The sequence below is a fragment of the Pontibacterium sinense genome (genome assembly GCF_015209595.1).
In the GTDB taxonomy this organism is placed as follows: domain Bacteria; phylum Pseudomonadota; class Gammaproteobacteria; order Pseudomonadales; family Balneatricaceae; genus Pontibacterium; species Pontibacterium sinense.
This window is the reverse complement of record NZ_JADEYS010000003.1, coordinates 97683-112406: the sequence shown is the minus strand read 5'-3', so window position 1 is coordinate 112406 and position 14724 is coordinate 97683. Positions and strand designations below refer to the sequence as shown.

At 50.0% G+C, this 14724-nt stretch carries 16 protein-coding genes and 1 tRNA gene; 14 read left to right on the top strand and 3 right to left on the bottom strand.

What is annotated here, in order from left to right:
• The first annotated feature begins 7 nt into the window (after nt 1-7).
• From pdxA to IOQ59_RS04125, 7 genes are all read left to right on the top strand, one after another.
• A complete protein-coding gene (gene pdxA, locus IOQ59_RS04155; RefSeq protein WP_193952001.1) occupies nt 8-1003 on the top strand; it encodes a 4-hydroxythreonine-4-phosphate dehydrogenase PdxA in 996 nt (331 codons plus the stop codon).
• Between the two features lie 5 nt (nt 1004-1008).
• Nucleotides 1009-1824, top strand: a complete 816-nt coding sequence (gene rsmA, locus IOQ59_RS04150) for a 16S rRNA (adenine(1518)-N(6)/adenine(1519)-N(6))-dimethyltransferase RsmA (protein WP_193952000.1) — start codon at nt 1009-1011, stop codon at nt 1822-1824.
• Nucleotides 1825-1833: 9 nt separating this feature from the next.
• The gene (gene apaG, locus IOQ59_RS04145; protein WP_193951999.1) at nt 1834-2220 is read left to right on the top strand and encodes a Co2+/Mg2+ efflux facilitator ApaG/CorD; all 387 of its coding nucleotides are present in this window, start codon (nt 1834-1836) and stop codon (nt 2218-2220) included.
• Nucleotides 2221-2311: 91 nt separating this feature from the next.
• Nucleotides 2312-3136 carry a symmetrical bis(5'-nucleosyl)-tetraphosphatase gene (locus tag IOQ59_RS04140; protein WP_193951998.1) on the top strand — a complete coding sequence of 275 codons (825 nt, stop codon included), beginning with the start codon at nt 2312-2314 and terminating at the stop codon, nt 3134-3136.
• A 36-nt stretch (nt 3137-3172) separates the two neighbouring features.
• Nucleotides 3173-3490 (top strand): thiosulfate sulfurtransferase GlpE, encoded by a 318-nt coding sequence (gene glpE, locus IOQ59_RS04135; protein ID WP_193951997.1) that lies wholly within the window; start codon nt 3173-3175, stop codon nt 3488-3490.
• Nucleotide 3491: 1 nt separating this feature from the next.
• Nucleotides 3492-4622: a tRNA nucleotidyltransferase/poly(A) polymerase-related protein gene (locus tag IOQ59_RS04130; RefSeq protein ID WP_193951996.1), complete on the top strand. Its 1131-nt coding sequence runs from the start codon at nt 3492-3494 to the stop codon at nt 4620-4622.
• A 12-nt stretch (nt 4623-4634) separates the two neighbouring features.
• Nucleotides 4635-5378 carry a pteridine reductase gene (locus IOQ59_RS04125; RefSeq protein WP_193951995.1) on the top strand — a complete coding sequence of 248 codons (744 nt, stop codon included), beginning with the start codon at nt 4635-4637 and terminating at the stop codon, nt 5376-5378.
• A gap of 36 nt (nt 5379-5414) precedes the next feature.
• Here the strand turns inward: IOQ59_RS04125 and folK are convergent, their stop codons facing one another.
• The gene (gene folK, locus IOQ59_RS04120) at nt 5415-5927 is read right to left on the bottom strand and encodes a 2-amino-4-hydroxy-6-hydroxymethyldihydropteridine diphosphokinase (protein ID WP_193951994.1); all 513 of its coding nucleotides are present in this window, start codon (nt 5925-5927) and stop codon (nt 5415-5417) included.
• Nucleotides 5927-6283: a dihydroneopterin aldolase gene (folB, locus tag IOQ59_RS04115; protein ID WP_193951993.1), complete on the bottom strand. Its 357-nt coding sequence runs from the start codon at nt 6281-6283 to the stop codon at nt 5927-5929. Before folB ends, folK begins: the two co-directional genes overlap by 1 nt.
• A gap of 24 nt (nt 6284-6307) precedes the next feature.
• Between folB and plsY the strand changes: the two genes are divergently transcribed.
• Nucleotides 6308-6895, top strand: coding sequence for a glycerol-3-phosphate 1-O-acyltransferase PlsY (plsY, locus tag IOQ59_RS04110; RefSeq protein ID WP_228050676.1), 588 nt, complete (start codon nt 6308-6310; stop codon nt 6893-6895).
• Between the two features lie 2 nt (nt 6896-6897).
• Here the strand turns inward: plsY and tsaD are convergent, their stop codons facing one another.
• Nucleotides 6898-7926, bottom strand: a complete 1029-nt coding sequence (gene tsaD, locus IOQ59_RS04105; protein WP_193951992.1) for a tRNA (adenosine(37)-N6)-threonylcarbamoyltransferase complex transferase subunit TsaD — start codon at nt 7924-7926, stop codon at nt 6898-6900.
• 184 nt (nt 7927-8110) lie between these two features.
• Between tsaD and rpsU the strand changes: the two genes are divergently transcribed.
• The 6 genes from rpsU (at nt 8111) to IOQ59_RS04075 (ending at nt 14717) form a co-directional block, all read left to right on the top strand.
• Nucleotides 8111-8326 carry a 30S ribosomal protein S21 gene (gene rpsU, locus IOQ59_RS04100; protein WP_193951991.1) on the top strand — a complete coding sequence of 72 codons (216 nt, stop codon included), beginning with the start codon at nt 8111-8113 and terminating at the stop codon, nt 8324-8326.
• Nucleotides 8327-8371: 45 nt separating this feature from the next.
• Nucleotides 8372-8821 (top strand): GatB/YqeY domain-containing protein, encoded by a 450-nt coding sequence (locus IOQ59_RS04095; RefSeq protein ID WP_193951990.1) that lies wholly within the window; start codon nt 8372-8374, stop codon nt 8819-8821.
• 32 nt (nt 8822-8853) lie between these two features.
• The gene (gene dnaG / locus IOQ59_RS04090; RefSeq protein ID WP_193951989.1) at nt 8854-10758 is read left to right on the top strand and encodes a DNA primase; all 1905 of its coding nucleotides are present in this window, start codon (nt 8854-8856) and stop codon (nt 10756-10758) included.
• Between the two features lie 141 nt (nt 10759-10899).
• Complete coding sequence (rpoD, locus tag IOQ59_RS04085; RefSeq protein ID WP_193951988.1) at nt 10900-12714, top strand: RNA polymerase sigma factor RpoD; 1815 nt, start codon at nt 10900-10902, stop codon at nt 12712-12714.
• A 65-nt stretch (nt 12715-12779) separates the two neighbouring features.
• Nucleotides 12780-12856 (top strand) — tRNA-Ile (locus IOQ59_RS04080).
• A 514-nt stretch (nt 12857-13370) separates the two neighbouring features.
• Nucleotides 13371-14717 carry a UDP-glucose dehydrogenase family protein gene (locus IOQ59_RS04075; RefSeq protein WP_193951987.1) on the top strand — a complete coding sequence of 449 codons (1347 nt, stop codon included), beginning with the start codon at nt 13371-13373 and terminating at the stop codon, nt 14715-14717.
• The last annotated feature ends 7 nt before the right edge of the window (nt 14718-14724 follow it).

Sequence of the window (14724 nt, the reverse complement as noted above, 5' to 3'; positions counted from 1 at the left end):
CAGCCACTTGAATAGCCTCCGACTGGCCGTAACCGCAGGTGAACCTGCGGGTATCGGCCCTGATCTATGTATCCAAATCGCCCAACACGGACATCCGCACGAACTGGTCATCATCGCTGACCCTGAACTGCTCACTGACCGTGCTCAGGCACTCAACCTGCCGCTGAATATCAGAACTTTTGATCCTCTGAAACCCGCGCAATCAACGCCAAAAGGCACTCTGACCGTACTTCCGGTCAAGTTGCCAGTAGCCGCACAGGCCGGTCAGCTTGATGCTCAGAACAGCACCTATGTACTTGAGACACTGAGACTGGCGACCGAAGGCTGCCTGAACGAGACGTTCCACGGTTTGGTTACAGCGCCGGTTCACAAAGGCATTATTAACGACGCAGGCATCCCTTTTAGCGGCCACACCGAGTTTCTCGAAGAGCTGACGCACACGTCAAAAGTTGTGATGATGCTGGCCACCGAAGGGCTACGTGTCGCATTGGCAACCACACACCTCCCTTTGCGAGAGATCGCTGACAGCATCACGCCGGAGCTGTTGACCGAAGTGATAGAGGTATTACACCAGGATCTCCAAACCTCATTCGGATTACCAAATCCCCACATCCTGGTTGCCGGGCTCAATCCACATGCTGGCGAAGGCGGCCATCTGGGTATGGAGGAGATCAACGTGATCGAACCTGTGCTGGAGAAGCTGCGCGCAAGAGGCATGAACCTGTCCGGACCACTGCCTGCAGATACCCTATTTACAGAAAAGTATCTGGCGACAGCCGATGCTGCTCTGGCCATGTATCACGATCAGGGCCTGCCGGTTTTGAAATACAAAGGCTTTGGCCGCGCGGTTAATGTTACACTTGGCATGCCGATTATCCGCACATCGGTTGATCACGGCACGGCGCTGGATCTGGCTGGCTCCGGCCAAGCAGATAGTGGCAGCCTGCTAACAGCAATCGACTATGCTGCCGAGATGGCAGCACACCGTCAATCTAAGTACTGATTCTAATGAGCAAAAAACCTGCAATGCATAAAGCCCGTAAACGCTTCGGGCAAAACTTCCTGCATGATCACGGCGTTATCCGCCGGATCATTCGTTCTATTGCTCCGCACGAGTCAGACCACCTTGTCGAAATTGGTCCCGGTCTAGGCGCGCTCACCGAAGAGCTGCTTGCGGAAGCGGGTGCGCTGGATGCGATTGAGCTGGATCGTGACCTGCCGCCAATTCTGCGTACAAAGTTCTTTAACTACGGTGACAAGTTTCGCATTTTTGAAACAGACGCGATGAAATTCGACTTCGCTACACTGTGCGAAGATGAGCGTCCGCTGCGCATCGTTGGTAACCTGCCCTACAACATCTCGACACAACTGATCTTCCACCTGCTGACTCACGCAGGTCGTGTTCAGGATATGCATTTTATGCTGCAGAAAGAGGTTGTGGATCGTATGGCAGCGGGTGCCGGTGAGAACAACTACGGTCGTCTGGGTATAATGACCCAATACTACTGTCAGGTTGAACCGCTTTTCGTAGTTCCGCCAGGCGCGTTTAATCCTGCACCAAAGGTGGATTCGGCTATCATTCGCCTGACACCTTATGAGACACTGCCATTTGAAGCGCAGGACGTACCCACGCTGCAGAATGTGGTTCGCACAGCCTTTACCATGCGCCGCAAGACGCTGCGTAACAACATGAAAGGCTTAGTCAGCGCTGACACGCTGGAAACACTAGAGATCGATCCTGGTCTGCGTCCAGAACGTATTACACTGGAACAGTTTGTTCGTATCAGTGATTATATCTACCAACAAAAGAATCAAAACGGTTAAGCACAGTCTATGCAGATCGAGAACCCGGAAGAGAACATAAACATCAAGGTAGAAACCAACTACCTGTCTGATCAATCTGATCCAGACAGCAAGCGGTATGTTTTCTCTTACCACATTACAATTACCAATCACCTCGACCAGCCCGTGCAGCTGTTAAGCCGGCGCTGGCTGATCATTGATGGTAACGAGCATTCTCAGGAAGTCGAAGGTGAAGGTGTCGTCGGTGAACAACCGCTGATCGCTCCGGAGGATAGCTACAGCTATACCAGCGGTACCGTGCTGGCCACCAGTGTTGGCAGTATGCAGGGACATTATGAGATGCGCGGTGATGATGGCATCACGTTTAACGCCCCAATCACCCCGTTTACTCTTGCGACCCCGAACGCCCTGCACTAACTCCGCTACATGATGAGACCGATTATCCCGGTCTCATCAACCATCCGCTAAGCCCCCGCCCCAGACCTAGATACAGGAGATTTCACCAGTAATGTCGACCTACGCATTGGGTGATATTCAAGGCTGTTTCGATCAACTACTGCAGCTCTTGGAACGTATTGAATTCAACAAAAACGATTGTCTCTGGATTGCGGGCGATCTGGTCAATCGCGGACCCAAGTCGTTAGAAACACTGCGCTTTCTAAAATCGCTGGGCAGTCAGGTTCGGATCGTACTGGGCAATCATGACCTGCACCTGCTCGCCGTCCATTATGGAAAAACCCATCAACGTCGCAGTGATACGCTGCAACCGATTCTTGACGCGCCTGATCGCAAAGAACTGATGGACTGGTTGCGACAACAGCCGCTTCTGATTGTTGACGAGACACTTGGTTATGCGATGGCCCACGCTGGCATTCCGCCCGACTGGTCTCTGAAAAACGCACGTAAACGTTCCGCAGAAGTTGAAGCTGTTTTGAAAAGCGATGCGGCTGCGGATTATTTTGAACACATGTACGGCAACAAACCTGACCGCTGGGATTCCAGCCTGGACGGTTGGGACCGACTTCGTGTGATTACAAACTATCTGACTCGGATGCGTTTTTGCGACAAACAAGGCACACTGGAACTAAAAACCAAGGGTAGCCTGGACACTCAACCCAAAGGTTACAAGCCTTGGTTTATGCATCCACGCAAAGCGGATAACCTACCCATTCTGTTTGGTCACTGGGCCGCACTGGAGGGAAGTGCAGATGATGAAAACGTCTTTGCGCTGGATACAGGTTGCGTCTGGGGAAACCAGCTTACCGCATTGCGCTTAGAAGATCGTGCCCGCTTCAGTTGCGACTGCTCAGCATTGCGTAAGATTGAGCTTTAAGACACTGAAGTAATACGTTTATGAAGGTATATCACTATGGATCAATACAGCTGCATCTCAACCGCCCAGGCACTTGAACTGCTTAAGAAAGACGCCACAGTAGCTGACATTCGCGATCAACAAAGCTTCGTCGCAGGGCACATGCCACATGCGGTTAACGTGAACAACGATAACCTGCATCAGTTTATGCAGGACGCAGATATGGATAAACCACTCCTCGTTTGCTGTTATCACGGTATTAGCAGTCAGTCCGCAGCACAGTTTCTGGTTCAACAAGGTTTTGACGAGGTATACAGCGTCAACGGTGGCTTTGAAGCCTGGCGCGTCGACTTCCCTGACCAGTGTGAAAAGTAAAATGCAGATCTACCTTGTTGGTGGCGCAGTGCGCGATCAGTTACTCAACTACCCTGTCTACGACAAAGACTGGCTCGTGGTGGGGGCCTCTGTGGACGAGATGCTGTCCAAGGGTTACCAGCCTGTGGGTAAAGACTTCCCGGTTTTTATCCATCCCAAAACGGGCGAAGAGTATGCCTTGGCCCGGACTGAGCGAAAATCCGGTAAAGGTTATACCGGGTTTGAATACTTTGCGGCTCCCGATGTCACACTGGAAGAAGATCTAATCCGCCGCGATCTGACGATCAATGCGATCGCCCAGAGTAAAGACGGTGAACTGATCGACCCGTATAACGGCCAAAAAGACATTCAAAACCGAATCCTGCGCCATGTCTCCCCCGCATTTGCAGAAGACCCTTTGAGGGTACTTCGGGTCGCACGTTTTTATGCGCGATACGCCCATCTTGGATTCGAAATCGCAGAAGAAACGCTGGAATTAATGATTCAGTTATCCACAAGTGATGAACTGATCCACCTCACGCCAGAACGCGTATGGAAAGAGACGGAACGTGCTTTGGCCGAGCGTACTCCCTACGCGTATATCAAACTGCTTCAACAATGCCATGCGCTGCACGTTTTATTTCCAGAGTGGAGCGTATTATTCGGCAACAACGATACACAGACCACCGAAGCAGTGATAAGTCGCTGTAGTGAGCTTGGTGCGTGTACCGGACAAAACATTTTTAGTTGCTTGATGACACTGTCCACCCAACACCTGGAATTGCCTCAAGCAAAGGATGTTATAGATCGGTTTTGCGCCCGACTTAAAACCCCAAAGGTCTGGCTGGAACAGGCACAACAGGTCAGAGCGTGGCATCAGGACATTGCTTCATTTGATGATCTTGATGGCGCGACGCGATTACGATTAATTCAGGCTTTGGACCTCCTGCGTCGACCACAACGATTGGAAGCGATACTGGTCAGCTGCAAAGCGTTGCATGAGATAGATACACAGCTGTCAGCGCGAATAAACGCACTACTGGCACAGCTCAACACCCTGCAACCGAAAGAACTGATGGCCGAAGGCTTTAAAGGAAAAGCGCTGGGCGAAGAGCTGAACCAGCGTCGACAGCATATTTGTGACACCTTTTAACAGGACATATCCATGCCAACCTCATCACCTATAGCCTTAGTGACCGGTGGCGCCCGACGCATCGGCGCGGAGATTACCCGTACGCTTCACCGCCGTGGTTTTCAGGTGATTATCCATTATCGCCATTCACAAGATGATGCAAGCCGATTACTCGACGAGTTGAATCAACAACGTAGCGATTCGGCCTACGCACTACAAGCCGACTTAACGGACATGGACGCAGTCACCCGCCTCGCAAGCCAAGTCAGCGAAGAATTTGGCGACATTGACCTGCTAATCAATAACGCCTCCAGCTTCTATCCAACATCACTGCCTGAAAGCACTCAACATCAGTGGGATGACTTGATCAACAGCAACGTACGCGCGGCCTACTTTCTGACCTCCCTGCTTAGCCCAGGACTTAAGAACAATCACGGAGCCGTGATCAATCTTGTCGATATTCATGCTCAACGTGGCTTACCCGCATACCCTATCTACTCAATTGCTAAAGCAGGTGTTGAGATGATGGTGCGGACACTGGCAAAAGACCTAGCGCCCGAAGTGCGAATCAACGGAGTATCTCCTGGTCCCATTCTCTGGCCAGAAGCGGAAGCCGCATTAACAGATACGGCAAAGCAAGAGATCCTGAACAAGACGCCACTGGCACGCAGCGGTACGCCAAAAGATATCGCCGACGCGGTTTACTTTCTTGCGTCGGCACCGTTTATTACAGGACAGGTATTAGCGGTAGATGGTGGGCGCTCACTCTACAGTTAAGCACGCGCAGTGCAGACCAGGGGCTTGTTCGTAGTGTCAGATCGCTTTCGAAACTTGTTTCCCTGCCCACTCAAAGTCGACACTCCACAACTGCTGATCACGATCATAATCCCGCCACATCTCAGCATATGACGTCTTTAAGACCGGATGAAGCACATTGGGTGCTATTTCAGCCAGTGGTAACAATACAAAAGCATTTTTAACAATCTCATTGCGCGGTAACTGCACACCTTCGCGATCACCGGTTAACGCATCGTACGTCAAAATATCGATATCCAGCGTCCGACCACTGAACTTAGGCCCTTTACGGCAACGTCCATTGTCATCCTCAATGGCTTTAAGACAACGCGATAACTCGCCCACTGACAATTCAGTCTCAAACCCCGCCACTAAATTGTAAAAGTTGTCACCATCAAAGCCTACCGCCTCGCTTTCATAAACGGATGACAACAAAAGTTCACCAAACGCTGTACGCAACGCATCCAAAGATGCCCGAATATATCGGGACCGATCCTGATTACTGCCGATACTGACGTACACTTGAGCCATCAGAAACGCTCTCCGCGCTCAATGATTACACCTACATCCTTGGCCGCAGGTACCGCTCCAGGCTTACCAACCCGGACACGAATCCAGCGCACACCAAATGTATTCATCACCAGTGCAGCGATCTCTTCCGCCATCGTTTCCACCAGCTGGAAGTCGCTATTACTAACAAACTCAATCAGTTTTTCAGAGACTGATTTATAGTTAAGCGTGTTATCCACAACCTCAGTGGCGGCGGCCTGCCGGATATCCGTTCCCATTTCCAGATCAAGGCTGACCGTCTGACGTATTTCACGTTCCCAGTCATAAATACCGATGATCGTTTCCACTTCTAGTTCACGAATGTAGACTATATCCATGCTTACAACCTGTAGGACTATGCGATGCCCGAGCTGGAGTTACTGAATGCACTCATGGTAGCAACCGCTTACCTTCTAGGTTCAGTGCCGAGCGCCATATTGGTGTGTCACTGTATGGGCATCTCCGATCCTCGTCAACAGGGTTCCCGTAATCCCGGCGCTAGCAATGTACTGCGCATCGGAAACAGAAAAGCGGCGTTCTTCACACTGCTCGGAGATATGGGAAAAGGCTGGTGTGCCGTGTCGCTACCCCAGTGGCTGAATCTGGAACCCAGTACCGCCAGCTGGGCTGCCTTGGCGGTCTTAATTGGTCACCTTTATCCACTGTTTGCGCGTTTTCATGGCGGGAAGGGAGTCGCTACCGCAGTCGGTATCTGCCTGGCGCTTTCACCGCCCTTGGGCATTATTCAGATAATACTGTGGGGAACACTGATCAGCATTGGACGCATAGCGTCACTGGCATCAATAGGCTGCGCACTGATCTCGCCAATTATTGCCTGGCTTGTGCAGCCTAATTTATTGATGCCCGTGCTATTGATCAGCCTGCTGCTCTTAACGACGCACCGTGAAAACATCAGCAAACTCATTCACGGTGCAGAGAGTCGTTTCTAATCTCAGATTGATTCCAGCGTATCCATCGGCCAACGCGGTTGTGCCAGAATAGTCAGATCACTTGTTTGCCCTGCCTGCAATCGCTGACACCCAGCAAACGCAATCATTGCACCGTTATCCGTACAGAAACGAGGTCGCGCATAATAAAGGCCTGCACGCTCTTTCTTCACCATCTCTTCGAGGCGATCACGCAGCCGCTGGTTCGCACTGACCCCGCCTGCAATCACCAGCTGCTTCATGCCTGTCTGCTGCAGAGCACGGCGACATTTAATGGCTAAGGTATCCACAACGGCCTGCTCAAATGCACACGCAATGTCTGCGATTGTTTTGTCATCGATCTGGCCTTGTTCGTCACGATGATCATTGGCGGTGTTCAGCGTAAACGTCTTCAAACCGGAAAAGCTCATATCCAGACCGGGACGGTCCGTCATTGGCCGTGGGAACTTAAAGCGTGTGACATCCCCCAGTTCAGCCAAGCGTGCTATCTCAGGACCTCCGGGATAATCCAATCCAAGCATTTTGGCCGCTTTATCAAACGCTTCCCCTGCTGCATCATCGAGCGATTCACCCAACAACTCATAGCGCCCGATTCCATCCACACGCACTAATTGGGTGTGACCACCCGACACCAGTAACGCAACAAAAGGAAATGCCGGTGGAGTATCTTCCAGCATAGGCGCCAAAAGATGGCCTTCCATATGATGCACAGCAATCGCAGGTTTGTCCCATGCCAGTGCTAATGCGCGTCCTGTTGAAGCACCGACCATCAGCGCGCCGATCAACCCCGGACCCGCGGTATAGGCGATGGCATCAACGTCTCCGTGCTCCAATCCGGCTTGCTGGAACGTTTCCCGAATCAGGGGAATTAATTTACGCACATGATCACGGGAGGCCAGCTCTGGCACAACACCGCCATACTCAGCGTGCATCTTCACCTGACTGTATAACGTATCGCCCAGCAAACCCTGTTCACTGTCATAGATAGCGACACCAGTTTCGTCGCAGGAGGTCTCGATTCCTAATACACGCATCTTGTCTAAACTGTAATTGATGATTGGAAGCGATATTATCCAGCAATCTGCTGTAAATTTCACGGTATTGCTCTTTACATCGATGGTAAGCAGCATTAGAATTTTGCCCCTCGCCACAGGTGCGACTTTTTGCTATCTGTGATGAGACTGTGGATTAACTCAATAAATTAAGGTTTGTATACACATGCCAGCGGTAAAAGTTAAAGATAACGAGCCATTTGACGTAGCTCTGCGTCGCTTCAAACGTTCTTGCGAAAAAGCAGGTGTTCTGGCTGAGGTTCGCCGTCGCGAATTCTACGAGAAGCCAACTTCTGTTCGTAAGCGTAAAGCAGCTGCAGCGGTTAAACGTCACGCGAAGAAAGTTTCTCGCGAAAACGCTCGTCGCGTACGTCTGTACTAATCCACGAGAAAGATCCTCACCAGCTTAAAACAGGTAGAGCCTACGATGTCCGAACTCAAGCAGCAGATCACCACTGAGATGAAAGCTGCCATGCGTGCCAAAGATAAGGAACGCCTGGGTACGATTCGTATGATGCTCGCCGAACTAAAGCGCATCGAAGTTGATGAACGCATTGAGCTGGATGATGCTCGAGTTTTGGCGACGCTAGACAAAATGTCTAAACAGCGTCGCGACTCGATCTCGCAATATGAAGCAGCGGACCGCCCGGATCTGGCGGACGTGGAGCGACGGGAGATGGAGGTGATTAAAACTTTCCTGCCGCAACCGCTAACAGTAGAAGAGATCAGCAATCTGATCGACCAGGCTATTACAGCCAGCGGTGCCCAGTCCATGCAGGATATGGGCAAGGTTATGGGGATTGTTAAGCCCCAGATTCAAGGCCGCGCTGACGTTGGTGAAACGTCTAAACTCGTAAAACAACGTTTGACCAGCTAAGCTGCCGCAGTACTCATAGCTGCAGCTCTCACATGGCCGGACGCATCCCACAGCACTTTATTGACGACCTTCTTGCACGCGTAAATATTATCGATGTGTTGGATGGACGTGTCCAAAAGCTAAAGCGCACCGGTAAAAACTTCTCGGGACTCTGCCCATTCCATAAAGAGAAGACACCATCATTTACAGCCAACCAAGAGAAACAGTTCTATTACTGCTTCGGTTGTGGCGCGGGCGGCAATGCCCTTGGCTTTATGATGGAATACGACCATCTGGATTTCCCCCAAGCGGTCGAAGAGTTAGCCAAGATGGCAGGTATGGAGGTTCCGCGCGAGGAATCCCAACAGAACCGTCAGCAACAGCAGCAGCTCAAGTCTTTATACGACCTTCTGGAACAAGCCTCACAGTTTTATACTCAGCAATTGCGCTCCCACCCTGCTCGCGAGCAAGCAGTAAAGTACCTAAAGTCTCGCGGCTTATCAGGCCAGGCTGCCAAAGCATTTGATATAGGCTTCGCCCCTCCGGGCTGGGATAACTTCCTAGAAAAAGTAGGTAACGACGAAAAAAACCGGCAATTGCTTGAGCAGGCCGGACTACTTATCCACAACGAAGAGCGCAACAGCGATTACGATCGTTTCCGCAACCGCATTATGTTCCCCATTCGCGATCAGCGCGGGCGGGTTATCGCCTTTGGCGGACGCGTTCTGGGCGACGATAAACCTAAATACCTGAATTCACCCGAAACGGAGACGTTTCACAAAGGCCGCGAGCTTTACGGACTTTACGAAGCACGCAAACACAACCAGAAGCTGGAACGCCTTCTAATAGTAGAAGGGTATATGGATGTCGTTGGACTCGCTCAATACGGCATCCACTACGCGATTGCCACACTAGGCACTGCTACTTCAGCACAACATCTGGAACGTGTGTTTAAGATGGTACCCGAAGTTATTTTTTGCTTCGACGGAGATCAAGCCGGCCGCACAGCCGCTAAACGCGCCCTCAGTACTACCCTACCCGTTATTAAAGATGGCCAGGAAGCTCGATTCCTATTTTTGCCGGACGGTGAAGACCCTGACAGTTTAGTGAGAAAAGAAGGCACAGAGCAGTTCAGCAAACGCCTAGATGAAGGCCTGCCTCTGGCTGAATTCTTCTTTAAAAGCCATTCAGAAGAGATGGATCTGAACAGCATGGATGGCCGTGCTCGATTTAGTAGCGCTGCCTTACCCATGATTCATACCATGAAACCCGGCATCCTGAAACAGATGATGCTGGATCGCGTGAGCGAACTGACGGGCTTGTCTCAGGATCAACTCGAAAGCGTTGTAAACCTGCATAGCGCAACCCAAGCAGCACCGCCGCCCCAGCAAGCACCAGACTCCTTTGTACCTGACTATTACGATGAAGGCGACTACGGCGATCCCGAACTACTGCCAACATATCCACAACCCAGCCAACAAAGCAGTAAACCTCGTCGCTCTGACACGCCGCGTTCTGGAAGAGGCACCGTTCAACTCAGTGAACGCATTATCTCTTTACTCCTCCACTTTCCAACGCTGGCACGCTTATGTGAGCTTCCCGTCAAACTGGATCAACTTCCAGAAAACAATATCCCGCTCCTGTGTGCGCTGATCGACTATTTAAAAAGCCATCCTCGCGCTACATTGGGCACGCTGTATGTCGACTGGCAGGAAGACCCTGTACTCAGCGGCTACCTAATGACACTGAACGGCATTACTTACGCTGATCCCGTGAACGACATCCAAAAAGCTGAACAAATTTTACGCGATGCCCTGCCAAAGCTGGAAAGCCGCATCGATGATTTACGCCTGAACGAACTGTCAAAAAAAATCAGTCGTAGTGAAGAAGAAAAGAACGAACTGAACCAGCTCCTGCTTAAACAACACCTTAATCAAGCACCAAATCCAGCAAAATAATCGCAAGCGTTTCAAATCTGGTCTATTTTTTAATCATCAGCATCAATTATTAGCACCTTCTTTTTGTAGAAAAAACGCCCATTCATGGCTATAATTGCCTGCTAATTTTTTCATCATTCACTGTCATCTAGTCAGGGTCACATGTCCGATACTTCTCAGCAGCAGCAGTCGCGCCTCAAGGAATTGATCGCCCGTGGTAAAGAACAAGGTTACCTTACCTACGCTGAAGTCAACGACCATCTTCCGGAAGATATAGCCGATCCGGATCAGGTTGAAGATATCATCCGCATGATCAATGACATGGGCATATCCGTGTCAGAAGAAGCTCCGGACGCAGAAACGCTCCTGATGACGGAAGGTGATTCTGCGGAAGAAGCCGACGAAGAAGCCGTAGCGGCTCTCGCGGCAGTAGAGTCTGATGCGGGCCGTACTACGGATCCTGTGCGCATGTACATGCGTGAAATGGGTACCGTGGAACTGCTTACCCGTGAAGGCGAAATCGATATCGCCAAACGCATTGAAGAAGGCATCCGCGAGGTCATGACCTCCCTTGCCTCCTTCCCAGGTTCAATCAATATCGTACTGGATGCCTACGATTCCACATTGCAGGAAGATGGCGGCCGTCTGAGTGATATCTTCAGCGGATACATCGATGCAGATGATGGCGTTGCTATTCCAGTACCAGGTGCCGCTCAAGCCGCAGCAGCTGATAGCGATGATGATGACGAAGAAGAGAAGGATCGAGGTCCAGATCCTGAAGAAGCTGCTAAGCGCTTTGGGCTTATTCGTGACAATCTGAATAAATATTTTGATGCCGTTGAAGCCTCAGGACACGATTCCAAAGAAGCCTCTGATGCGATGGTCGAAGTAGGCATTGCCTTCGCCCCAATCAAATTATCACCTCGCTTCTACGATACCCTGGTTGAACGTGTTCGCTCCTCAATCACCAGTATCCGTGTACAGGAACGCACCATAATGCGTATCTGCACACAGCGTTGCCGTATGGCACGTCGTGATTTCATCACGTCTTTCCCGGGCAATGAAATCAATACCGAATGGTTTGATTCTTTGATCGCTGAAGGTGCCGACTATTCCAAAGCGATTAAGCGCAACCTGATCGAGTTGAAACGCGCTCAGAAGAAACTGATTCAGATGGAACATGCTACCGGCCTGACTTTATCCGAAATCAAAGAAGTAAACCGTCGCATGTCGATCGGTGAAGCGCGTGCTCGCCGGGCCAAGAAAGAGATGGTTGAGGCGAACTTACGTCTGGTTATCTCTATTGCCAAAAAATACACCAACCGCGGACTGCAGTTCCTGGATCTGATACAGGAAGGCAACATTGGCCTGATGAAGGCTGTTGATAAGTTCGAATATCGCCGTGGTTACAAGTTCTCCACCTATGCAACATGGTGGATTCGTCAGGCTATTACCCGCTCGATCGCCGATCAGGCTCGTACAATTCGTATTCCGGTTCACATGATCGAAACGATCAACAAACTGAACCGTATCTCTCGTCAAATGCTGCAGGAGATGGGACGCGAAGCGACACCCGAAGAGCTGGCAGAGCGTATGGATATGCCTGAGGATAAAATCCGCAAGGTACTTAAGATCGCTAAAGAGCCGATCTCCATGGAAACCCCTATTGGTGACGATGAAGATTCCAGCCTGGGTGACTTCATTGAAGATGTCACCATTGATTCCCCAGTTGATTCTGCGACTGGAGAAGGCTTACGTGAAGCAACCAAGGAAGTACTCTCTGGCTTGACCGCTCGTGAATCTAAAGTACTGCGTATGCGCTTTGGCATAGACATGAACACTGACCATACCCTGGAAGAAGTTGGTAAGCAGTTTGATGTTACCCGTGAGCGTATTCGTCAGATCGAAGCCAAAGCGCTTCGTAAGCTACGCCATCCAAGCCGTTCCGAGCATCTTCGCAGCTTCCTCGACGAATAATTTTCCTTTTAATTCAGCGTATTGCGCCAATGATATCTATCAGGGTATCATTGGCCTCGCTTTTCGGGCCTATAGCTCAGTTGGTTAGAGCAGCGGACTCATAATCCGTTGGTCGCAGGTTCAAGTCCTGCTGGGCCCACCACTCCTGTTACGTCATTTATTTCCCCATCAGTGCTTATCTAAGCTCATGCCCCTGAACGCAAGCTTCTTGTTCTCATGCATTTAAAGCATGCATTCATCAATATAATGTATTTTTTATACTCTTATCCTATCCACTCCATATTATTTATATTTTTCGTTCTTCGAACCATACCATCTGCCATTCATCATTCATTCAAGCCACACCAGTGCGAATATAAAGATAAAACTCCACTACAAGTTAATGCAGAAAGTTAATTTAATGAGTTTTCATTCGATTATTAAATTCTCCTCTGTATAACATGACATAGAATTTACACATGCAGCTGGTAATTTGAAGTGATACGCTAGATCAATATCTTGGCTTTTCTCACTTGCAGGCTGGACTACAACCGTAGAATATATGCATTGCGTTGGGGCGAGCACCGATATAGTTTTGATCCTCTGTCGAATTTAAATATGGTTTCGCGTCTGTAGAGGCATGGCCTTCACACCTTTGTCGTTGTTAAGGAAATAGAATGAAAGTTACAGTTTTTGGTATTGGATACGTTGGCTTAGTGCAGGCCACCATCTTTGCGGAGTTGGGTCATGAAGTAGTCTGCGTTGACGTTGATGAAGCCAAGATTAGCAATCTGAAACAGGGAATAATTCCAATTTACGAACCTGGCCTAACGCCTCTAGTTGAGAAAAACTATGCGGCAGGTCGACTACTCTTCACCACGGATGCGCAAGAAGGAGTAGAACACGGGAAAGTGCAATTCATCGCTGTAGGCACACCACCCGATGAAGACGGTTCAGCCGACCTTAAATATGTTCTGGCCGTAGCGAAGACCATCGCTACATATATGAAAGAACCTCGTATTGTTGTTGATAAATCAACAGTCCCTGTCGGCACAGCGGATCGAGTGAGCCACCAGCTACAAACAACACTTGATGAACGCGGTTCCGATTTAACATTTGATGTCGTTTCCAACCCAGAATTCCTGAAAGAAGGCTCTGCAATTGAAGACTGCATGAAGCCTGATCGAATCGTGATTGGTACAGACAACCCAGATGTTGAAGAAGTCATGCATGAGCTTTACGACCCTTTCAGCCGTAGTCGCAATCGCATGATCGTTATGGATGTTCGCTCAGCAGAGCTGACCAAGTATGCAGCAAACTGCATGCTAGCAACCAAAATCTCTTTTATGAATGAGCTGGCGAACTTATCCGAGAAATTAGGCGCTGATATTGAAAAAGTACGCGTAGGTATTGGCTCGGACTCTCGCATCGGCTACAGCTTTATTTATCCAGGTGCGGGTTACGGTGGCTCATGCTTCCCGAAAGATGTGCAGGCGCTGGTACGCACCGCACACGGCGTTGACTATCAGCCTCGCCTTCTGGAAGCAGTTGAAGCAATCAACTACAGCCAGAAAACCAAAATCTTCAGCAATTTGCAGAAACACTTTGGTGCCGATCTAACAGGCAAAACCATTGCTGTATGGGGCCTCTCATTCAAACCCAATACAGATGATATGCGTGAAGCAACAAGCCGGGTATTGATGGAAGCCCTCTGGGAAGCTGGAGCAAAAGTGCAAGCATTTGATCCTGAAGCTATGAACGAAGCACAGCGTCTTTACGGTAATCGAAACGACTTGCTACTGGCAGGCACCAAGGAAGCTGCGCTACAAGGTGCTGACGCACTGGCGATTTGCACCGAATGGAAAGAGTTCTACGCACCTGATTTTGAGGTTATCAAGGAATCGCTCACCTCTGCTGCGATCTTTGATGGTCGTAACTTATATGATCCGATCCGAATGAAAGAGCAGGGTATCGCATACTACGGCATTGGTCGTGGCGAGAGCGTTAACTCAGACGATCAATAATTCGTTA